Raw genomic sequence first — 21,324 nt, forward strand, 5'->3', positions numbered from 1 at the left:
TTATTTAGTTGCTTTCTTCTTGTTAGCAACTGTTTTACGCTTTCCTTTTCTTGTACGTGAGTTATTCTTTGTACGCTGTCCTCTTAAAGGAAGACCTACACGGTGACGAATACCACGGTAACAACCGATGTCCATCAATCGTTTAATATTCAAAGAAACCTCAGAACGAAGTTCACCTTCAATTGTAAATGTACCAACAGACTCACGGATACGACCTATTTCGTCATCATCCCAATCTGAGACTTTTTTGTCTTCTGATACATTAGCAGCTGCAAGAATTTCTTGAGCTCTACTCTTTCCGATTCCAAAGATGTAAGTTAATGCTATTACACCTCTCTTTTGTTTTGGGATATCTATCCCTGCAATTCTAGCCATAACTATTAACCTTGTCTTTGTTTAAACCTAGGGTTCTTTTTGTTAATTACGTATAATCTGCCTTTGCGACGAACGATCTTGCAATCGGCACTTCTCTTTTTTACTGATGCTCTTACTTTCATATCAAGCTTATTTTCCGTTTAGTAACGGTACGTTATGCGAGCCTTTGACAAATCGTAAGGACTCATTTCTAATTTCACTTTATCTCCAGGTAATAATTTTATATAGTGCATACGCATCTTACCTGAGATATGCGCTGTCACTACGTGACCATTTTCTAATTCCACACGGAACATTGCGTTAGACAATGCTTCAATAATGGATCCGTCTTGTTCTATTGCTGCCTGTTTTGCCATTATGCTACTGCTTTACGGTTTTTACCAGACTTCATTAGACCATCATAATGCTTGTTAAGTAAATAAGAATTTACTTGTTGCATAGTATCTATAGCGACTCCTACCATAATTAAAAGCGAAGTACCTCCATAGAATAGAGCCCATCCTTGTTGCATTCCTAATACATTTACTGCAATTGCAGGAAATATAGCGATAAGAGCAAGAAAAATTGAACCTGGTAATGTTATTTGTGACATTATTCTATCTAAATATTCAGCAGTTTCAGAACCAGGACGTATTCCTGCTATAAAGCCGCCGCTTCTTTTTAAATCATCTGCCATCTTATTAGTAGGTACCGTAATCGCGGTGTAAAAATAAGTAAAGATGATGATAAGTAATGCAAAAACTAAATTATACCAAAATCCGAAAATATTATTTCCAAAATTTGCCTGCAACCACGTTCCAGCTGACGTCTCTGCTAAAAAACTTGCTCCTCCTATCAAGCCTGGTACAAACATTATAGCTTGAGCAAATATGATAGGCATTACCCCAGAAGCATTAAGCTTCAATGGTAAAAACTGACGACTACCGAAAACATTTTTTTCATAAGCGCCTGTTGCAGTTCTACGAGCATAAGACACTGGCACCTGACGTACTGCCATAACTAATAGAATACAAAGCAGAATAATTACAAACCAAATCACTAATTCAATTAAGATCATTATAAGACCTCCATTGGATTCAGTAACACGTGCCACCCACTCTTGAACAAAAGATATTGGCATTGTAGCGATAATACCCACCATTATAAGTAATGAGATTCCGTTTCCAATTCCCTTATCTGTTATTTTCTCTCCAAGCCACATTGCAAATACACATCCTGTTACTAATATTAGAACAGATGATATATAGAATGTAGGTGTTAAGCCCATTACAAAGGCAGATGATGGAACACCTAGCGCAGGAAGTGCAGCTAAATATCCAGGTGCTTGTAATAAGCAAATGCCTATAGTTAACCATCGAGTAATCTGATTGATTTTACGACGCCCGCTTTCACCCTCTTTTTGTAATTTTTGCAAATAAGGAATCGCTATCCCCATCAATTGCACAACAATTGAAGCAGATATATAAGGCATAATACCAAGCGCAAATACAGAAGCATTTGAAAATGCTCCACCTGTAAATGCCGCTAGTAAACCTAATATTCCTTGATCTGTACTATCTTGAAGACCTCCTAATTGTGAAGCATCAATACCAGGTAAAACTACCTGTGCGCCAAAACGATATACGAGGAGAAGTGTGAGCGTAAGAATAATTCTATTCCTTAACTCATCAATCTTCCAGATATTCTTTATTGTATCTATAAATTTCATCCTCTTGTATCGATTATAAAGTTACAGCTTCACCACCAGCAGCTTCAACAGCAGCCTTTGCAGTTGCAGTAAATTTATGCGCAGTTACCTTGATTTTAGCTTTAAGCTCTCCTCTACCTAGAATTTTTACTAGGTCATTCTTACCTACTAAACCAGCTTCGATTAAGTTGTCTACAGAAAATTCATTCTCTAAACGACCAGCATCTACATACTCTTGTATAGTATCTAAGTTGATTCCAGCATATTCTTTACGGTTGATATTCGTAAAACCAAATTTAGGAACACGTCTTTGAAGAGGCATTTGACCACCTTCAAAACCTATTTTCTTGCTATAACCAGAACGTGATTTTTGTCCTTTGTGTCCACGACCAGCTGTTCCTCCTTGACCAGTTGCCTGACCACGACCTTTACGGCTATCGTTTTTCTTAACAGCGCCTTTTGCAGGTCTTAAGTTATTTAACTCCATCTGTTATATATATTAAGCTTCTTCAACAGAAACTAAGTGACTAACTTTATTTACCATACCAAGGATGTTTGGTGTATTTTCATGCACCTTTACCTGGCCTATTTTTCTCAATCCAAGAGATTCTAAAATTCTCTTTTGGTTTTGAGTGCGATTAATAGCACTCTTCACCTTTGTTACTTTGATTTTTGCCATTTTACCTTGATTTATCCTTTAAACACTTTATCAAGTGTGATACCTCGTTGCTTCGCAACCGTCTCAGCACTTCTTAGTTGTAATAACGCATCAAAAGTTGCTTTTACTACGTTATGAGGGTTAGAAGATCCTTGGTTTTTAGAAAGCACATCATGTATACCAACTGATTCAAGAACCGCACGTATTGCACCACCAGCAATCACACCAGTACCCGCAGCAGCAGGTAATAACAATATACGAGCTCCACCATATTTCCCTTTTTGCTCATGTGGAATGGTAGCTTTATTTAACGGAATGCGTACTAAATTTTTCTTAGCATCTTCTACAGCCTTTGCAATTGCAGAAGCAACTTCCTTAGATTTTCCTAATCCGTGACCTACTACTCCATTTTCATCTCCTACAACAACAATCGCAGAAAATCCAAAAGCTCTACCTCCTTTAGTTACCTTAGTAACACGCTGAACGCCTACTAGACGATCTTTTAAGTCCAAGCCACTTGGCTTTACTAACTCTACGTTTTTATAATCTTGATACATAACTTTATTAGAATTTAAGACCGCCTTCTCTTGCGCCCTCTGCTAGTTGTTTAATTCTTCCGTGGTAAAGGTAACCTCCTCTATCAAATACTACAGACTCTACACCTGCTTTTGTAGCTTTTTCGGCAATTGCCTTCCCTACAAGCTTAGCTGCTTCTGTTTTATTTGCGTCCTTAGAGATATCCTTGTCACGCGATGATGCTGCCATTAGAGTTTTACCATTAAGGTCGTCAACTAACTGAGCATAAATTTCTTTATTACTTCTAAATACACAGAGTCTTGGTCTCTCCGCAGATCCAGAAATAGTCTTACGAATTCTAAGATGAATTCTATTTCTTTTTTCACTTTTTGATAATGCCATTGCTCTATGTATTATGCAGATTTACCTGCTTTTCTTCTAATTATCTCTCCTACAAACTTGATACCTTTTCCTTTGTAAGGTTCTGGTTTACGGAAGCCACGTATTTTTGCCGCAACTGCTCCTACGAGTTGTTTATCATGTGAAGTTAACTTCACAATTGGATTTTTACCTTTTTCAGAGATTGTCTCAACTTTTACCTCTGGAGCAATATCCATTACGATATTGTGAGAAAAACCTACGGCCAAATCAAGTTTATTCCCTTGATTTGTTGCTCTATATCCTACTCCAACAAGTTCTAATTGTTTCTCGAACCCTTTAGAAACACCCTCGATCATATTTGCGATCAAAGCTCTATAAAGACCGTGCTTCGCACGAAGATCTTTTTTATCTGACTCACGCTCAAGAGTAATAATTCCGTCTTCGATTTTTATATCAATACCTGAATACTCTTGCGTAAGCTCGCCTAATTTTCCTTTAACTGTTACAGTACCATCTGCTACGTTTACTGTAACACCTTCTGGAACTGTAATTGGATTTTTACCTATTCTTGACATTTCTTTGTCTTTTTATCTGATTAGTAAACGTAACAAAGTACCTCTCCTCCAACATTCTGTTGTTGTGCTTGCTTTCCTGTCATCACTCCCTTAGAAGTTGAAACAATAGCAATACCCAATCCATTTAAGATACGTGGTATCTCTGATGATGAAGCATATTTACGTAAACCAGGCTTACTGATTCTTTGGATATCTTTAATTACTGCTTCTTTAGTAATGCGATCGTACTTCAAGGCAATCTTGATAGTATCCTGCGCTTTACCTTCTTCAAACTTGTAACTTAGGATGTACCCTTGGTCAAATAAGATTTTAGTCATCGCCTTTTTAAGGTTTGATGCTGGAATCTCGACCACTCTGTGATTTGCTGCCGATGCGTTACGCACACGTGTCAGAAAATCTGCAATAGTATCTGTATTCATTTAATTATAGTTACGGTAGTGGTTTTCTTTAAGCTTTCGCGAAAGCGATAACTACAAATAGAACCTTCTACCAATTTATACTCTTTAATTACCAGCTCGCTTTCTTAACTCCTGGTATCAATCCTTGATTAGCCATCTGACGAAACATCACACGTGATATCCCGAACTGACGCATATAACCTTTTGGACGACCCGTAAGTTTACAACGATTATGTTGGCGTACTGGTGAGGCATTTTTAGGCAACTTTTGCAAAGCCTCGTAATCTCCAGCTTCTTTCAAAGCCTTACGTTTCTCAGCGTATTTTGCAACAGTCTTAGCGCGCTTTACCTCGCGGGCTTTCATTGATTCTTTAGCCATAATTTAATTCTTTTTAAAAGGTAACCCTAATTCTGCAAGTAATGATTTTGCTTCTTTATCAGTTTGAGCAGAAGTTTGAAAAGTAATGTTCATACCATCAATTTTCTTAATTCTGTCAATATTGATCTCAGGGAAGATAATTTGTTCTTCTACACCCATATTGTAATTTCCGCGACCATCAAATCCAGTTGCATTAATTCCATTAAAGTCTCTTACACGTGGTAAAGCAGAAGTCACAAGTCTATCTAAAAACTCATACATACGCTCCCCTCGTAAAGTTACTTTAGCACCAATAGGCATTCCCTTACGTAGTTTAAATGTTGCAACATCCTTCTTAGACATTGTTGAGATAGCTCTCTGCCCTGTGATAACAGTAAGCTCATCAACAGCATTTTCAACTAATTTTTTATCTGCAACCGCAGCTCCAACTCCACGAGATACTACTATCTTGTTGAGACGTGGTACCTGCATAACGTTTTTATATCCGAACTCTTCAATAAGAGCTGGTGCCACGCGGTCTTGAAACTCTTGCTTTAGTCTTGGTACGTATCCCATCACTATATTATTTCGTTGTTAGACTTTGCAAAGCGTACCTTTTTATCTCCTTCCATACGGTAACCTACACGAGTAGTTTTACCGTCCTTATCCATAAGCGATAAGTTTGAAATTTGAATAGGCGCTTCTTTTTCTTTAATTCCACCTTGAGGATTTGCGGCGCTAGGCTTTTCATGCTTCTTCACCATATTTACACCCTCAACGATTGCTTTGTTCTTTTCTATAAATACTTTAACAACCTTACCTTCTGATCCTTTATGATCTCCAGCAATAACCTTTACAGTATCTCCAGTTTTTATTTTAAGCTTTGTCATCTTCTTCTCTGTATTAAAGCACCTCTGGTGCTAATGATACAATCTTCATAAATTGTTTGTCACGAAGCTCTCTTGCTACTGGTCCAAATACACGAGTACCGCGCATCTCTCCTTGAGCATTCAAAAGAACACAAGCATTATCATCAAAACGAATATATGATCCATCTGGACGACGTACTTCTTTCTTAGTACGAACAACTACTGCTGTAGAAACGGCTCCTTTTTTAACTTGACCCGTTGGCGTGGCATCTTTTACAGATACTACAATTTTATCTCCTACAGAAGCATATCTTCTCTTGGTACCTCCTAATACACGGATCGTCAAAACTTCTTTTGCTCCAGTATTATCTGCTACTCTTAATCTTGATTCTTGCTGTAACATTACTTAGCTCTTTCAATGATTTCTACTAGTCTCCAAGTCTTTGATTTACTCATAGGTCGTGTCTCCATGATCCTAACAGTATCTCCTTCGTTGCAGTCATTTGTTTCGTCGTGTGCTACATATTTTTTCGTTTTTAAAACGAATTTTCCATACATAGGGTGTTTTACTTTTTTCACCTCTGCAACAACGATAGACTTCTGCATCTTGTTACTGGTTACTACACCAACACGCTCTTTTCTTAAATTTCTTTTTTCCATCTTAAGCAGCGTTGTTATTGTTCTCTTTTAGTTAACTCAGTTGCGATTCTAGCGACTGTACGTCTCATTCCTCGCAATTGAATAGGATTGTCAAGTGGAGAGATGGCGTGCGCCATCTTAAGATCCATATAGGCTCTTTTAGTTTTACTAAGCTCCTCTTGCAATTCTGCTACAGATAATCCTTTTACCTCTGATTGTTTCATAGTACTCAAATTTATTCAGCTGAAAAATCTCTAGCTACGATATACTTAGTTCTAACAGGAAGTTTTTGAGCAGCAAGACGTAAAGCCTCTTTTGCTACCGGTTCTGGAACCCCTCCTAATTCGAACATAACGCGTCCTGGTTTTACAACTGCTGCCCAATATTCTACAGCACCTTTACCTTTACCCATACGTACCTCAAGAGGCTTTTTAGTAATAGGCTTGTCTGGGAAGATCTTAATCCAAAGAGTTCCCTCTCTTTTCATGTAACGTGTTGCTGCAATACGAGCTGCTTCTATTTGTCTCGCAGTAACAAAAGATGAGTCGAGTGATTTTATACCGAACTGACCATTAGAAAGCCTATGCCCTCTTTGTGCTAGTCCTTTCATACGACCCTTCTGCTGCTTGCGGAATTTTGTTTTTCTAGGCTGTAACATTTTTTACTGTCTTTTTAAAAATTACTTTCTACGGCGTGGTCCGCGATTATCTTTGCGAGACCCACCACCTTTACCAGATTTGCTGTTTTGCAATCCTACTAATGGAGAAAGTTCTCTCTTGCCATATACTTCGCCTTTCATAACCCATACTTTAATACCCAATCTACCATAAGTAGTGTGAGCTTCTACCAAAGCATAGTCTATGTCAGCTCTAAATGTTGATAAAGGAATACGTCCATCTTTGTAAGACTCTGTACGTGCCATTTCAGCTCCGTTAAGACGTCCAGAAATCTGGATTTTAATACCTTCACAATTCATACGCATTGCAGCCGCAATTGCCATTTTGATTGCACGACGGAAAGAAATTCTTCCTTCTATCTGACGAGCAACACTTTGACCTACCAGAAATGCATCAAGCTCTGGACGTTTGATCTCGTGAATATTAATTTGTACTTCTTTACCAGTGAGTTTCTTAAGCTCTTCTTTTAACTTGTCTACTTCCTGACCACCTTTCCCAATAATGATACCAGGTCTTGCAGTAGTAATAGTAACGGTTACAAGTTTAAGCGTACGCTCAATGATAACTCTAGACACACTAGCTTTACTTAAACGAGCGTGAATGTAACGTCTAATCTTATCGTCTTCGGCAAGTTTGTCACCGTAGTCATTACCTCCGTACCAGTTAGATTCCCATCCTCTGATGATTCCAAGGCGATTTCCGATTGGATTTGTCTTCTGTCCCATCTAATTAATTGCTTTGTGTGTTATCTTTTGCTCCTAATACCACAGTTACGTGATTCGAGCGTTTTCTAATTCGGTGCGCGCGACCTTGTGGAGCTGGACGAAGTCTCTTCAACATCGTTCCAGAATCTACCTTGATCTCTTTAATAAAAAGATTTGCATCTTCAATGCTAGCATCTTCATTCTTTGCTTCCCAGTTTGCAACTGCAGAAAGAACAAGTTTCTCAACTTTACGAGACGCTTCTTTATTACTAAATTTCAATAACTGAAGTGCTCTCTCCACTTGTGTTCCCCTCACCATATCGGCTACTAGGCGCATTTTGCGAGGAGAAGTCGGGCAGTTATTCAATTTCGCGAAAGCGATAGACTTATTAGCCTCCTTGCGACGATTTGCCGCTTCTTTTTTACGAACTCCCATCTTCTGTTATCTTTTACCTTTATTTTTCTTATCAGCTCCGTGTCCTCTATAAGAACGCGTAGGCGAAAATTCTCCTAGTTTATGACCCACCATATTCTCAGTAACATATACTGGTACAAACTGGCGACCATTATGCACTGCAATTGTTTGCCCCACAAAATCTGGAGTTATCATAGAGGCTCTAGACCACGTCTTGATGACAGTCTTCTTATTACCCTCTACATTTGCAGCAACTTTCTTTTCTAACTTATAGTGAACGTAAGGTCCTTTTTTTAATGAACGTGCCATATCTTATTATTTCTTTCTACGTTCTACAATATACTTATTACTCGACTTCGTTTTAGAACGCGTTCTGTAACCTTTAGCAGGTACACCATTACGGTTTCTAGGGTGACCTCCAGAAGATTTACCTTCACCACCACCCATTGGGTGATCTACAGGGTTCATCACAACTGGACGTACACGTGGACGACGACCTAACCAACGACTTCTACCAGCTTTACCAGATACAAGTAACTGGTGATCACTATTAGATACAGCTCCTACTGTCGCCATACATGTCGCTAAGATTAATCTTGTTTCACCCGACGGAAGTTTAACTGTTGCAAACTTACCCTCACGTGCCATTAACTGAGCAAAAGCACCAGCACTACGAGCCATTACAGCTCCTTGACCTGGACGTAACTCAATACAAGAAATAATTGTACCTAATGGAATATCTGAAAGCGGCATTGCATTCCCAATTTCTGGAGCCACATTAGAACCAGACACTAGGTTCTGACCTACTTGTAGACCGTTTTGAGCAATGATGTATCGCTTTTCACCATCTTGGTAATTAAGAAGCGCAATAAATGCAGTTCTATTTGGATCATATTGAATAGACGCAACTGTCGCAGGAATCCCTTGCTTGTTACGCTTAAAATCAATTATACGGTAACGTTTTTTATGACCCCCACCTACTTGGCGTATGGTCATCTTACCCGTATTGTTTCTACCACCTGAGCGTTTATTCGGAACCAAAAGACTCTTTTCCGGCTTATCAGTTGTTATCTGGTCGAAACCATTTACAACTCTAAATCGCTGCCCTGGTGTGATAGGTTTTAATTTTCTTACTGACATTTTCTTGTCTTAAAGGTTGTTATAAAAATCTATTGTATCACCTTCCGCCAGCTGTACAATTGCCTTTTTAATAGCATTTGTTTTACCAGTAAGAACACCAGACTTCGTATAACGAGACTTGCGATCCGGGCGGACATTCATTGTGCGAACTTTTTCAACTGAAACACCATAAGCAGCTTCTACCGCTTTCTTAATTTCAACCTTATTTGTTCTCATACTAACTTCAAAAGTATAGCGATTCATTTCCTCACTATCTTTTGTAGCTTTTTCTGTAATAACAGGTTTTATTAAAATACTCATAGCGTCTTATTTTGCTAAATTTGCTTCTACACCTTCTAAGGACCCCTCTAGGAATACAACATTGTTTGCATTCATGATACCGTAAGTGCTTAATTCTGAGCTTTTTACGACATTAGTGGTCTTTAAATTGCGCGACGACAAATATACATTATTATTTGACTCCCCCAACACTATTAGTGACTTTTTATTTTCTAAGCCTAAGGCTTTCAAAACATTCACAAAATCTTTCGTTTTTGGAGCGTCTAAATTAAAGTCTTCTACAACAGTGATTGCATTATCGTTTGCCTTCATAGTAAGGGCAGAACGACGAGCAAGTCTTTTTAATCCTTTGTTTAATTTGAAAGAGTAATTTCTCGGTCTTGGTCCAAACATACGTCCACCACCTTTAAAAACACCAGATTTGATACTACCCGCACGGGCTGTACCAGTTCCTTTTTGTTTTTTAATTTTACGAGTAGATCCTGCGATCTCTGCTCTTTCTTTTGCCTTGTGCGTTCCTTGACGTTGATTTGCAAGAAATTGCTTTACGTCAAGATAGACAGCATGCTTGTTAGGCTCAATTCCAAAAACAGCATCAGAAAGGTCTGCCTTTCTCCCTGTTTCTTTTCCTTTTATATCTACAACTGCTACCTTCATTACTTCTGAATGATTACATAAGAGTTTTTATGTCCAGGTACACACCCTTTCACTACAAGTAGATTCTTTTCAGCAACTACTTTTAAAACTTTTAAATTTTGAACTTTGATTTTGTCGCCACCCATACGGCCTGCCATTTTCATTCCTTTGAAAACACGAGCTGGATAAGATGCTGCTCCAATAGAACCTGGTGCTCTTAAACGGTTATGCTGACCGTGAGTCGCTTGACCTACACCAGCAAAACCATGACGCTTTACAACACCTTGAAATCCTTTACCTTTTGAAGTTCCCGATACATCGACAAACTCTCCTTCAGCAAAATGATCTACAGTGATAGCATCACCTAATTTAAACTCTCCTTCAAATCCTTGGAACTCAACAACTTTACGTTTAGCAACAGTTCCTGCTTTTTTGGCGTGGCCAGCAGCAGCTTTGTTTGCCTTCTTCGTGTCATCGAAACCAAGTTGAAGGGCTTCATACCCGTCAGCTTCTGTGGTTCTGACTTGGGTGATTACGCAGGGACCTGCTTCAATAACGGTACAAGGAATATTTTTCCCGTTCTCGTCAAAGATGCTAGTCATACCTACTTTCTTTCCGATTAACCCAGACATATTTATAAATATTAATTATTAAAAATTCAATTCAAAAAACAAGGCCGAACACGTTCGACCTTGAATGTGTTTTTCCGTTTTTCCCTCGCACGCAGCTCAGGACATTTTAATGCAATAGTCTTTTTACGCTTTACCGCTACGCTCTCCCTTAGATCATGAATCTCCCAAAGTCGATTTCGCGAAAGCGTAAACCCTATCACACCTTGATCTCTACTTCAACTCCAGAAGGTAATTCTAATTTCATTAAGGCATCAATTGTCTTAGATGAAGAAGAATAGATATCAAGTAAACGTTTGTACGAGCTAAGCTCAAATTGCTCACGTGATTTCTTATTTACGTGTGGAGAACGTAATACAGTAAAGATTTTTTTATGCGTTGGAAGTGGAATTGGCCCCGTTACTACAGCACCAGTCGTCTTCACAGTCTTTACAATTTTCTCAGCAGACTTATCTACTAAGTTGTGATCGTAAGATTTTAGTTTTATTCTAATTTTTTGACTCATTTCCTTAGTAATTAAGCGTTTGTTCCTTTTGATGCAGCGATTACCTCTTCTGCAATATTAGAAGGAGTCTCAGCATAGTGAGAGAATTCCATCGTAGAAGTTGCACGTCCAGAAGATAATGTACGTAATGTTGTCACATAACCGAACATTTCTGAAAGTGGCACTGTAGCCTTCACAGTTTTTGCACCCGCACGATCTCCCATGTCAGATACTTGACCACGACGACGGTTAAGGTCACCTACGATATCACCCATATTCTCTTCAGGAGTAATTACCTCAAGTTTCATAATAGGCTCCATGATCACAGCTTTTGCAGCTTTTGCAGCATTTTTAAAACCAAGTTTTGCAGCAAGTTCGAAAGACAATTGGTCAGAATCCACATCGTGGTAAGATCCATCTGTCAAGGTCACCTTCATAGCATCCACTTCGTATCCTGCAAGCGGCCCATTAACCATTGCCATTTTGAATCCTTTCTCTACAGATGGAACAAATTCCTTAGGAACGTTACCACCCTTGATAGTTGATTCAAACTGCAATCCTTCTGCACCTTCTTCTGCTGGCTCTAGCGTGAAAACAATATCTGCAAATTTACCACGTCCACCAGATTGCTTTTTATAAGTCTCTCTGTGTGTTGCAGATCTAGTAATAGCTTCTTTGTACTCAACTTGAGGCTGACCTTGATTTACTTCTACCTTAAACTCACGCTTAAGTCTGTCTACAATAATATCTAAGTGAAGCTCACCCATTCCAGATATAATAGTCTGCCCTGAAGCTTCATCAGTTTTTACTTGGAACGTAGGATCTTCCTCAGCAAGCTTAGAAAGTGCCATACCTAATTTATCTACGTCTGCCTTAGTTTTAGGCTCAACCGCGATACCAATTACCGGATCTGGGAAGTCCATAGACTCAAGCACTATAGGGTGCTTTTCATCTGTCATTGTATCTCCAGTCTTAATATCTTTAAAACCAACCGCTGCTCCAATATCTCCCGCTTCGATAAAATCGATAGCGTTTTGCTTATTAGAGTGCATCTGGTAGATACGAGAGATACGCTCTTTTTTACCAGAACGATTGTTTAATATATAAGATCCAGCATCTAAACGCCCAGAATATGCGCGGAAGAATGCAAGACGACCTACGAAAGGATCTGTTGCAATTTTAAATGCAAGTGCCGCAAACGGCTCTTTTACACTAGGCTTACGAATTTCTTCTTTTTCAGTATCAGGATTAATTCCTTTGATACCTTCTTTATCTGTAGGAGAAGGAAGGTAACGACATACAGCATCTAAAAGGAATTGCACTCCTTTATTTTTAAATGCAGATCCACAAATCATTGGGATAATTGCCATATCCATTACAGCAGCACGAAGCGCAGCATGCACTTCATCTTCAGTAATAGAATCTTCATCTTCCATAAACTTCTCAAGAAGGTTCTCATCGTAAGAAGCAACCTCTTCGATAAGCATTGCTCTATATTTACGAGCCTCTTCTTTCATGTCTTCAGGAATATCAACCACATCAAAAGTAGCTCCTTGCGTTTCATCATGCCATACAATTGCACGGTTCTTCACAAGGTCAACAATTCCTTTGAAATCACCCTCGTCACCTATGTTTAGTACAATAGGCACTGCGTTAGATTTCAACATATCTTTAACTTGCTGACAAACTGCCAAAAAGTTAGACCCCTGACGGTCCATTTTATTTACAAAACCAATTCTTGGCACTTTGTAATTATCTGCTAGTCTCCAGTTAGTTTCTGACTGTGGCTCAACACCATCCACCGCACTAAATAAGAACACTAAACCATCCAATACACGTAGTGATCTATTCACCTCTACAGTAAAATCAACGTGACCAGGAGTATCAATAATATTAAAGTGATAATCTTTAGTTTCTGGTAATGGTTGTGCATTTTCCATTGGAAACTTCCACGTACACGTTGTAGCTGCAGAAGTAATAGTAATACCTCTCTCCTGCTCTTGCTCCATCCAGTCCATCGTTGCAGCACCATCGTGCACCTCACCGATTTTATGACTTACCCCTGTATAATAAAGGATACGCTCTGTAGTCGTAGTTTTTCCAGCATCAATATGCGCTGCAATACCTATGTTTCTAGTAAATTTTAAATCTCTTGCCATTTCTTAGAATCTAAAGTGTGAGAATGCTTTATTTGCTTCTGCCATCTTATGCGTATCTACACGCTTCTTTACAGCAGCACCTTCTTCTTTTGCAGCAGCAAGAACTTCCGCAGCAAGTTTAGCCGCCATTGATTTTTCATTTCTCTTACGAGAATAACTAATCAACCACTTCATTGCCGTTGAGATCTTACGATCTGGACGGATTTGCATTGGTATTTGAAAAGTTGCACCTCCAACACGACGACTACGTACTTCTACGTGAGGCATCACATTAGATAAAGCATCTTTCCAAAGCTCAAGAGCTGTTTTTTCTTCGTTTGTGTTTTTTTCTTCTACGATGTCAATTGCATCATAAAATACTTTAAAGGCAACCGATTTCTTTCCATCCCACATCATCATATTAACGAATCTAGTTACTAACTGATCGTTAAATTTTGGATCTGGAAGAATTGGTCTCTTCTTGGCCTGTCTTTTTCTCATTACTTCTTCTTAAAGTGTTGTTGATTTACTTCTTAGGGCGTTTTGCTCCGTACTTAGATCTTGCTTGCGTTCTTCCTGCAACACCTGCGGTGTCTAAAGCTCCACGTACAATGTGATATCTAACCCCTGGCAAATCTTTTACCCTTCCACCTCTTACCAATACTATCGAGTGCTCTTGTAAGTTGTGACCTTCTCCCCCGATGTATGCATTCACCTCTTTACCATTTGTTAAACGAACACGCGCAACTTTACGCATAGCCGAGTTTGGTTTTTTAGGTGTAGTCGTGTAAACACGAGTACATACGCCGCGGCGTTGTGGGCACGATTCAAGGGCAGCAGATTTACTCTTCTTGGTAATCTTGGTTCTTCCTTTACGTACTAATTGTGAAATTGTTGGCATAATTTCTTTCTACCTAATTGTTAATTTTCTTATTCTCCCCTTTTTAGGGTTTGCAAAAGTATGCATTTTTTATTGACTTTCAAACCCTTGCTAATTATAATTTTAAAAAACTTCTGATTAATGTAAATTCACATACTTTAGCAATGCAAAAATCCGTTGAGACAAAACACTAAAAAAACTTAATTGAAATTTTACATCCTTCTATTTATTTTAGTTGTTTCGACAAAAACAATTCTCTCTCAGGAAGCGGATCATATTCTTACCTTGACACTTCAAGGCAACACTTTACAAGAAACAGCTCAAATTAAAGAAATAGCAGCGCTAAGGAAAAGTTACAACTCTTTTATTAATTTAAAAGAGGGATTTGAATCTATCGGAAAAGACCTCAATACCATAGGATATGTAGATCACACTAAAAAACTAGCTCAAAAAAATGACTCCTTATATATAGCAACTATTTCCCTAGGTATACTATATGACAAAATCACCCTTCAAGTTCCTCAAGATCTACAACTACGTAAGATACTATCCAAAAGCATCTTAAATATTAAGAATGACAGTGTGTTAGTTGAGACCGCTTTCGCGAAAGCGCACCTTAAAAACCTATCTATCATCGCTGCAAATTCTGGAATACCTTTTTCTGAATTTAAGATTATCAACATTCAGAAAAACAAAGCCAACAAATTAGCTGGAAAACTACTCTTTACACCCCAACAAAAGAGAACTGTCAACAAACTTATTATAAATGACTACAACAGTATTAGGAATAGCTTTTTAAAACACAAAGCTGGATTTCGAAAAAATGAAGTATTCAGCAGAGATCAACTCATTGCCCAAAGTAACCTTCTAGCCTCCCTACCTTTTGTTACAGAAAATAAAAAACCTGAGGTATTATTTACCACAGACAGCACCAACGTATTTTTTTATATATCAAAAAAAAACGCCAACTCTTTTGACGGGTTATTGAGTTTCAACAATGGAGAGAATAATCGACTAAAGCTTAATGGGTATCTAGATCTTTCTTTAGTAAATAATTTTAACTACGGAGAATCTATTTTCGTACAATACCGAGCAGACGGAAACGATCAATCCCAATTAAGCGCTACTATTAATTTGCCTTATATTTTTAACGCCCCTATTGGATTTGAAACAGGATTAAACATCTTTAGAAAAGATAGCACATTTTCAAACACAAGCACAGTCCTTACAATTCTTTATGAAAATTTAAGGAACTCAACTTTTAGCGCCTCAACAAAATACACAGAATCCGACAACCTTATTTCTGAAGACAACAATGATACCATAGCAAATTTCACAAAGAATTCGTTTTCTCTAGGATACAATTTTAAAAATATACAAACGAGCAATTTGTTCCCTGTGAAGAGTTATGTTGAGATTAAAACGGGATACGGAAAGAGAAAATCGCAAAAAAAATCAATTTCGCAGTATCATATTGAATTAATAGCTAGTCATATTTTTAATTTAAATGACAGGAATCACCTGTTCTTAGAAAATCAAACTAGCTACCTCAGATCATCAAATTACCTGATAAACGAACTCTATACTTTAGGAGGAATAAATAGCATTAGAGGGTTTAGACAGAATAGCATTTTTGCCAATTGGTATACTACTTTTAAATCAGAATATAGACTCCTATTAAACAGCAATCTATTCATAAACACAATATTAGATGTTAACTATTTTGAAAACAAGACATCAAACACGAACAGCATCTTAACAGCAATAGGATTTGGGAGCGGCATAAACACAAAAGCAGGATTACTCAAAATAAGCTTTGCAAATGGAAAATTTGGGAAAGATAAATTCCAGTTTACAAACACAACAATAGCTATAACGATAAAAACTGCGTTTTAATTATTACAGATCGAAAAGGTTAAAGAGATGTGAAAAAAAAATCAATTTTAGCAAGTAATAGTTGTGTATTTAACTTTTTATGTAGATTTTTGGCATTGGCTAATTCAAATAATTTATAAAAATGAAAACAAAGTTTAATGGAATTTTAACGCTTTTATTAGCGTTTGTAGTGCAAATATCCTTTGCACAAACAACGGTTTCTGGAACTGTATCTGAAGAAAATGGTCCTTTGCCTGGTGCAAATGTCATTATCAAAGGAACAACCACAGGAACACAAACAGATTTTGATGGTAACTACTCAATAAACGCAAATCCTACGGATGTGCTTATTTTTAGTTTTGTTGGGTTTACTACTCAAGAAGTTGCCGTAGGTGGACAAAATACAATCAATGTTTCTCTAGCTGCTGACAATACGCTGGAAGAAGTTATTGTAACTGCTCAGGGTATAAAAAGAGAGAAAAAAGCGTTAGGATATGCTGTTGCCACATTAGATTCTGAATCGATAGAGGCTAAACCAGATGCTGATGTAGTACGTCAATTAAATGGTAAGATTTCTGGTGTACAAATTACTAGTACATCTGGAGCTGCTGGATCAGGAACTAACTTCATTATTAGAAGTAAGAGTTCTATTAACGGTAATAACCAACCATTATTCGTAGTGGATGGCGTTCCTTTTGATGCTGGTACTAATTCTAACGGAGCCGGATTTGGTGATGGAGGAACAACTACTTCTAGTAGATTCCTCGATTTAGATCCTAATAATATAGAATCTCTTAGTGTCCTTAAAGGATTAAGTGCTTCTGTTTTATACGGTCAAAGAGGTCGTAATGGTGTGGTCTTAATCACGACAAAAACCGGATCATCTGGAGACCCTGATGATGCTGACAAGAAATTTGAAGTTACTTTTTCTCAAACGTCATATGCAACTCAAATATCTAACCTTCCTGATTACCAAAATGAATACGGTCAAGGTGCTGACAACATTTTTAACCCTGCTTTTGTTGGGAACTGGGGAGCGAGTTATGATAGTTTAGACCAAGTGGCTCACCCATACAATGCGGAAGTCAACGGTAACTTTGCATTCCCAGATGTATTCCCACAATTTCAAGGACGCTTTATTGATTACAAACCAGCAAATGCTGCTGGAGACTTTTTCAAAACGGCTTATGGTTCTTCTACAAGTGTAAGTGCCTCTAAGTCTTCTGGAAAAGCCTCTTACAACACAAGTTTTGGTTATACTGATGAAGATGGTTACGTACCTGGTAATAATTTGAAAAGATATAATTTTGCCTTGGGAGGTAGAGCTCAATTGACTAACAAATTAACATTTGACGGTTCTATACTTATTTCTAATAATCGTGTGCAAACACCACCTATTGGAGCCAATAATGCCGCTGGAGCAATATCTATTTTTGAAAGAACCTTATTTGTTCCTAGACAGATTGACCTTGCTAGTTTACCATTTCAACACCCAGTTACAGGTGAAAACGTATACTACAGAACAGATCAAAACAATCCATACTGGCTAGTGAATAATGCTAGAGATTATAACAGAACTGATCGTGCTTTTATTTCTTCAGGTCTTTCATATGAACTAACAGATAAAATTAATTTCAATTATCGTTTAGGATTAGATACTTATAATGAGTATCAAGAAAGAAGAGTGAACAAAGGAGCTGTAGGAGATGCTACCTATTCACAGGGTTATTTACGTCAGATACAATCACGCAATCGTATTTTTAACCAAAACTTCAGCGTTGCTTTTACAGATATTGATTTTAGTGAATCAATAGGTTTTCAAGCACAAATAGGAGCTGAACTTAGAAACGACCAAAACAATACATTTGGTTCTTCAAGTACTGATCAAATTGTTTTTGATGTGTTTACTACACGAAATTTTGCAACTCAAAACAATAATGATCCTTTCGTTGGAAATCTTGATTTTCAAGCTGAGGAAAATATTCTTGGAGCCTATGCAAACTTAAGCTTTGATTTCAAGAACCAATTATTCTTAAACTTAACTGGTAGGAATGACTGGGGATCTACATTAGAGAAAGAAAACCGTTCTATATTCTATCCGGGAGCATCTTTAAGTTGGATTCCAACAACTACGTTCTCAGGATTAAGAGAAGGTCCATTAGATTTTCTTAAATTAAGAGCTAGTTTCGGTTCTTCTGCACGTTTTCCAGGACCATTTAACACAAGGGCAATTTTACTTGCAACCGCACAAGCCTTTAATGCTCCAAATGGAAATATAAGTACTAATAGTCTTTCAAATGTAAGACCTAATCCAGAACTTGATGCAGAGCTACAAAGAGAATATGAAGTTGGTCTTGAAAGTAACTTATTTAACAATCGTTTAAATTTAGAAGTTACTTTATATACTAGAGAAGCAGAAGATCAAATTTTAAATCAAAGTCTTGCGCCATCAACAGGATTTACAAGTACTTTAATTAATGCTGGTACGCTGAATACAGATGGTATTGAAATCGGTTTAAATTTCATTCCTTTGAGATCTAAAAATGGTAATTTCGAGTATTCTGTGAGTAACATCTTTGATGCTTATGAAACTACAGTAACTGATTTACCAGTAGAAAACATTGTATTTGCTGGATTTACAACTCTTGGAAACTTTGCAATTAACGACCAACCTCTTGGTGTGATTCAAGGCTCAGCAGCTGCTAGAGACGATGAAGGTAATTTATTAATTAACCCTACAAGTGGAGCAATATTTGACACGGTAGATGACTTTAATGAAGATATCGAGATTATTGGAGATCCAAATCCAGATTTCAGACTTACAAGTATTCACTCTTTCCAGTATAAAAACTTTAGTTTAAGTGGACAATTTGAGTATGTACACGGTGGTGACATCTATTCACAAACCACTACTCAACTTTTAAGAAGAGGGGTGACTACAGCTAACTCAGGTGGTAGAGAAAATACTTATATCATCCCAGGTGTTTTAGCTGATCCTGCTACTGGAGATCCATTATTAGATGCAAATGGCAATAAAATCGCTAATAATATTCAGGTTGGAGCGAATGACCTTTACTTCCTGAACTTAGTAGATCCTGCTGGTCAAGGAATTTACGACGGTACACACTTCAGAATAAGAGAAGTTTCTCTTGGATATTCTGTGCCTAAAGTATTTTTAGATAAAACTCCATTAGGTAGTTTATCATTAACGGCTTCTGGACAGAATTTATTTGTTAAAGCTTTTAATTTTCCAGATGCAATTAATTTTGATCCAGAGCAGTTAAGTACTGGTGTTGGTAACGGACAAGGTCTTGATTTCCAAACTGGTCCAACTACAAGAAGATTTGCATTAGCACTTAAAGCTACATTTTAAAAAATTATAAAAATGAAATATATAAAGTATAAATTATCGGCATATATTGCCTGTTTAGCTCTCATATTTGCATCTTGTGAATCAACAGAGCTAGATTTGACAACAGATCCTAATAACTTGAGTGTTGAACAATCAGATCCAAATTTCTTACTTAATGGAGTATTGTTAAACTTCACGAGCGTTTGGAATGGATTTAACGGTCCCTCAAGAGATTTGACGAGAATGGAAAATCTATTCTCGACGTACGGAAGTATTGTAAATACTTTGACACTTGATGGAGCAACAGGAGAGTATGCAACTAGCTACAGAACTTTTGGTAACATTCAACTCTTAGAAGACTTAAATAATGATGGAGCTGACATTCCTGTTCACGTGGGGATAGCTAAGACTATTCAAGCTTACAATTTGTTTCTATTAGTTGATTATTTAGGAGACGTTCCTTTTTCAGAAGCTAATAATGCAGCAATAGAACAACCTGTAGCTGATCCAGGAGCAGAAGTTTATCAGGCAGCCTTAGATATACTTGATGAAGCAATTGTTTTATTAAATACATCTACAATTAATCTTCCTACTTCTGATTTTTATTACGATGCAAACACTAATAATTGGATTAGTCTTGCAAATACATTAAAAATTAGAGCGTATACTAACCTTGCACTCTCAAGTCCAGCAGAGTCTGCATCTGCTATTAATAGTATCCTATCTCAAGGTAATATTATTGATATGGTTGATGAGGATTTTAACTTTAGCTATACTCAAACTGGTCCTCCAGTAGAGAGTCGTCATCCTTTTTTCACAGGTAATTATTTACCTGGAGGAGCAAGCACTTATATGAGTAACTATTACATGTTCTTATTAAAAGATGCAAAAGCTGTAGAAGATCCAAGGCTTACATATTATGTCTATAGACAGACTGGAAGAGCTCCAGAAGGTCAAGAAATTCCATGTGAGGGTAATGCTGTTTATGATTATTGTTATATCGGAGATGGATATTGGGGTAGAGATCACGCAGATAATGAAGGTCTTCCTGCTGATAATATTTTAAGAACAACTTATGGCATCTACCCAGGAGGTGGAGCATATGATGACGAGCAATTCGTATCTACTGTAAATAGCAGTAATGCAGGTGGTGCTGGTATACAACCAATCTTTAACTCATCATTTACTCATTTCCTTCTTGCTGAGGGAGCTTTAAAGTATGGGGTTAATGGTGATCCATTAAATTACTTAAATATTGCAATTACTCAAAGTTTTGATAAAGTAAGTGGTTTCTTAGGATCTCCTGAAATTGATGCAGCAGCTGTAAATGCATACTTAGACGCAGTTAACTTAGAATATGCTAATGCTGCAGGAGATGAGGATCAACAATTATTTATCATTGAGCGCGAGTTTTTACTAGCAATGTTCGGAAATGGTGTTGAAGCATACAATATGTACAGAAGAACAGGTATGCCTATAGATCCATCTAACCCTGGTAGTCTTTCAAGCATTCAATCACCAGTTTTTCCTGCAGGACCTTTCCCAAGAGTCTTTGTATACGGACAAAACGTGGTAAACAACAATCAAAATATAACACAAAATGAAACTACAGAAAGAGTATTTTGGGATACAAACCCTGTTGGTTTCATTGATTAATAT

General features: G+C 37.5%; 31 protein-coding genes. 3 read left to right on the forward strand and 28 right to left on the reverse strand.

Features of this window, described 5'->3' with window-relative positions; translation table 11 throughout:
* From rpsM to rpsL, 28 genes are all read right to left on the reverse strand, one after another.
* Window positions 1-375, reverse strand: coding sequence for a 30S ribosomal protein S13 (rpsM, locus tag OD90_RS05815; RefSeq protein WP_144667915.1), 375 nt, complete (start codon window positions 373-375; stop codon window positions 1-3).
* 5 nt (window positions 376-380) lie between these two features.
* A complete protein-coding gene (gene ykgO, locus OD90_RS05820) occupies window positions 381-497 on the reverse strand; it encodes a type B 50S ribosomal protein L36 (RefSeq protein WP_013305171.1) in 117 nt (38 codons plus the stop codon).
* A gap of 18 nt (window positions 498-515) precedes the next feature.
* Window positions 516-731 carry a translation initiation factor IF-1 gene (infA, locus tag OD90_RS05825; protein WP_013751343.1) on the reverse strand — a complete coding sequence of 72 codons (216 nt, stop codon included), beginning with the start codon at window positions 729-731 and terminating at the stop codon, window positions 516-518.
* Window positions 731-2,083, reverse strand: coding sequence for a preprotein translocase subunit SecY (gene secY / locus OD90_RS05830; protein WP_144667918.1), 1,353 nt, complete (start codon window positions 2,081-2,083; stop codon window positions 731-733). Before secY ends, infA begins: the two co-directional genes overlap by 1 nt.
* Window positions 2,084-2,096: 13 nt before the next feature.
* The gene (gene rplO / locus OD90_RS05835) at window positions 2,097-2,549 is read right to left on the reverse strand and encodes a 50S ribosomal protein L15 (protein WP_144667921.1); all 453 of its coding nucleotides are present in this window, start codon (window positions 2,547-2,549) and stop codon (window positions 2,097-2,099) included.
* A 12-nt stretch (window positions 2,550-2,561) separates the two neighbouring features.
* A complete protein-coding gene (gene rpmD / locus OD90_RS05840; RefSeq protein ID WP_035335938.1) occupies window positions 2,562-2,741 on the reverse strand; it encodes a 50S ribosomal protein L30 in 180 nt (59 codons plus the stop codon).
* 11 nt (window positions 2,742-2,752) lie between these two features.
* Entirely contained in the window at window positions 2,753-3,277 is a 525-nt protein-coding gene (gene rpsE / locus OD90_RS05845; protein ID WP_144667924.1) for a 30S ribosomal protein S5, read from the reverse strand.
* 7 nt (window positions 3,278-3,284) lie between these two features.
* A complete protein-coding gene (rplR, locus tag OD90_RS05850; RefSeq protein ID WP_144667927.1) occupies window positions 3,285-3,638 on the reverse strand; it encodes a 50S ribosomal protein L18 in 354 nt (117 codons plus the stop codon).
* An 11-nt stretch (window positions 3,639-3,649) separates the two neighbouring features.
* Window positions 3,650-4,192, reverse strand: coding sequence for a 50S ribosomal protein L6 (gene rplF, locus OD90_RS05855; RefSeq protein WP_144667930.1), 543 nt, complete (start codon window positions 4,190-4,192; stop codon window positions 3,650-3,652).
* 20 nt (window positions 4,193-4,212) lie between these two features.
* Entirely contained in the window at window positions 4,213-4,611 is a 399-nt protein-coding gene (rpsH, locus tag OD90_RS05860) for a 30S ribosomal protein S8 (RefSeq protein ID WP_144667933.1), read from the reverse strand.
* Window positions 4,612-4,699: 88 nt separating this feature from the next.
* Window positions 4,700-4,969, reverse strand: a complete 270-nt coding sequence (gene rpsN, locus OD90_RS05865) for a 30S ribosomal protein S14 (protein ID WP_144667935.1) — start codon at window positions 4,967-4,969, stop codon at window positions 4,700-4,702.
* A gap of 3 nt (window positions 4,970-4,972) precedes the next feature.
* Complete coding sequence (gene rplE, locus OD90_RS05870; protein WP_144667937.1) at window positions 4,973-5,524, reverse strand: 50S ribosomal protein L5; 552 nt, start codon at window positions 5,522-5,524, stop codon at window positions 4,973-4,975.
* Between the two features lie 2 nt (window positions 5,525-5,526).
* The gene (gene rplX, locus OD90_RS05875; RefSeq protein WP_144667939.1) at window positions 5,527-5,838 is read right to left on the reverse strand and encodes a 50S ribosomal protein L24; all 312 of its coding nucleotides are present in this window, start codon (window positions 5,836-5,838) and stop codon (window positions 5,527-5,529) included.
* Window positions 5,839-5,851: 13 nt separating this feature from the next.
* Window positions 5,852-6,220: a 50S ribosomal protein L14 gene (gene rplN, locus OD90_RS05880; protein ID WP_144667941.1), complete on the reverse strand. Its 369-nt coding sequence runs from the start codon at window positions 6,218-6,220 to the stop codon at window positions 5,852-5,854.
* Complete coding sequence (gene rpsQ / locus OD90_RS05885) at window positions 6,220-6,477, reverse strand: 30S ribosomal protein S17 (protein ID WP_013751331.1); 258 nt, start codon at window positions 6,475-6,477, stop codon at window positions 6,220-6,222. Before rpsQ ends, rplN begins: the two co-directional genes overlap by 1 nt.
* A 14-nt stretch (window positions 6,478-6,491) precedes the next feature.
* Window positions 6,492-6,680 carry a 50S ribosomal protein L29 gene (rpmC, locus tag OD90_RS05890; RefSeq protein WP_144667943.1) on the reverse strand — a complete coding sequence of 63 codons (189 nt, stop codon included), beginning with the start codon at window positions 6,678-6,680 and terminating at the stop codon, window positions 6,492-6,494.
* Between the two features lie 11 nt (window positions 6,681-6,691).
* A complete protein-coding gene (gene rplP / locus OD90_RS05895; protein ID WP_144667945.1) occupies window positions 6,692-7,114 on the reverse strand; it encodes a 50S ribosomal protein L16 in 423 nt (140 codons plus the stop codon).
* A 21-nt stretch (window positions 7,115-7,135) separates the two neighbouring features.
* Window positions 7,136-7,858, reverse strand: coding sequence for a 30S ribosomal protein S3 (gene rpsC / locus OD90_RS05900; RefSeq protein WP_144667947.1), 723 nt, complete (start codon window positions 7,856-7,858; stop codon window positions 7,136-7,138).
* A 4-nt stretch (window positions 7,859-7,862) separates the two neighbouring features.
* Window positions 7,863-8,273 carry a 50S ribosomal protein L22 gene (rplV, locus tag OD90_RS05905; protein ID WP_035327553.1) on the reverse strand — a complete coding sequence of 137 codons (411 nt, stop codon included), beginning with the start codon at window positions 8,271-8,273 and terminating at the stop codon, window positions 7,863-7,865.
* Window positions 8,274-8,279: 6 nt separating this feature from the next.
* On the reverse strand, window positions 8,280-8,561 hold the full coding sequence (gene rpsS, locus OD90_RS05910) for a 30S ribosomal protein S19 (protein ID WP_035327551.1): 282 nt from the start codon (window positions 8,559-8,561) through the stop codon (window positions 8,280-8,282).
* 6 nt (window positions 8,562-8,567) lie between these two features.
* On the reverse strand, window positions 8,568-9,392 hold the full coding sequence (gene rplB / locus OD90_RS05915; RefSeq protein ID WP_144667949.1) for a 50S ribosomal protein L2: 825 nt from the start codon (window positions 9,390-9,392) through the stop codon (window positions 8,568-8,570).
* Between the two features lie 9 nt (window positions 9,393-9,401).
* Window positions 9,402-9,692: a 50S ribosomal protein L23 gene (gene rplW, locus OD90_RS05920; protein ID WP_144667951.1), complete on the reverse strand. Its 291-nt coding sequence runs from the start codon at window positions 9,690-9,692 to the stop codon at window positions 9,402-9,404.
* A gap of 6 nt (window positions 9,693-9,698) precedes the next feature.
* Complete coding sequence (gene rplD / locus OD90_RS05925; RefSeq protein WP_144667953.1) at window positions 9,699-10,328, reverse strand: 50S ribosomal protein L4; 630 nt, start codon at window positions 10,326-10,328, stop codon at window positions 9,699-9,701.
* Window positions 10,328-10,939, reverse strand: coding sequence for a 50S ribosomal protein L3 (gene rplC, locus OD90_RS05930; RefSeq protein ID WP_144667955.1), 612 nt, complete (start codon window positions 10,937-10,939; stop codon window positions 10,328-10,330). The genes rplD and rplC overlap by 1 nt, the downstream gene beginning before the upstream one ends.
* A gap of 196 nt (window positions 10,940-11,135) precedes the next feature.
* Window positions 11,136-11,441 carry a 30S ribosomal protein S10 gene (rpsJ, locus tag OD90_RS05935; protein WP_013073266.1) on the reverse strand — a complete coding sequence of 102 codons (306 nt, stop codon included), beginning with the start codon at window positions 11,439-11,441 and terminating at the stop codon, window positions 11,136-11,138.
* 11 nt (window positions 11,442-11,452) lie between these two features.
* Entirely contained in the window at window positions 11,453-13,579 is a 2,127-nt protein-coding gene (gene fusA / locus OD90_RS05940; protein WP_144667957.1) for an elongation factor G, read from the reverse strand.
* Window positions 13,580-13,582: 3 nt separating this feature from the next.
* Complete coding sequence (gene rpsG / locus OD90_RS05945) at window positions 13,583-14,059, reverse strand: 30S ribosomal protein S7 (RefSeq protein WP_144667959.1); 477 nt, start codon at window positions 14,057-14,059, stop codon at window positions 13,583-13,585.
* Between the two features lie 25 nt (window positions 14,060-14,084).
* Window positions 14,085-14,459 (reverse strand): 30S ribosomal protein S12, encoded by a 375-nt coding sequence (rpsL, locus tag OD90_RS05950; RefSeq protein WP_035327537.1) that lies wholly within the window; start codon window positions 14,457-14,459, stop codon window positions 14,085-14,087.
* 183 nt (window positions 14,460-14,642) lie between these two features.
* On the opposite strand from rpsL, the gene OD90_RS05955 reads away from it, so the two are divergent.
* The 3 genes from OD90_RS05955 (at window position 14,643) to OD90_RS05965 (ending at window position 21,321) form a co-directional block, all read left to right on the forward strand.
* Complete coding sequence (locus OD90_RS05955) at window positions 14,643-16,334, forward strand: hypothetical protein (RefSeq protein ID WP_144667961.1); 1,692 nt, start codon at window positions 14,643-14,645, stop codon at window positions 16,332-16,334.
* A 121-nt stretch (window positions 16,335-16,455) separates the two neighbouring features.
* Window positions 16,456-19,686 (forward strand): SusC/RagA family TonB-linked outer membrane protein, encoded by a 3,231-nt coding sequence (locus OD90_RS05960; RefSeq protein WP_144667963.1) that lies wholly within the window; start codon window positions 16,456-16,458, stop codon window positions 19,684-19,686.
* Window positions 19,687-19,698: 12 nt separating this feature from the next.
* Window positions 19,699-21,321 (forward strand): SusD/RagB family nutrient-binding outer membrane lipoprotein, encoded by a 1,623-nt coding sequence (locus OD90_RS05965; protein WP_144667965.1) that lies wholly within the window; start codon window positions 19,699-19,701, stop codon window positions 21,319-21,321.
* The last annotated feature ends 3 nt before the right edge of the window (window positions 21,322-21,324 follow it).

The sequence above is a fragment of the Dokdonia sp. Hel_I_53 genome (assembly GCF_007827465.1).
Classification (GTDB): Bacteria; Bacteroidota; Bacteroidia; order Flavobacteriales; family Flavobacteriaceae; genus Dokdonia.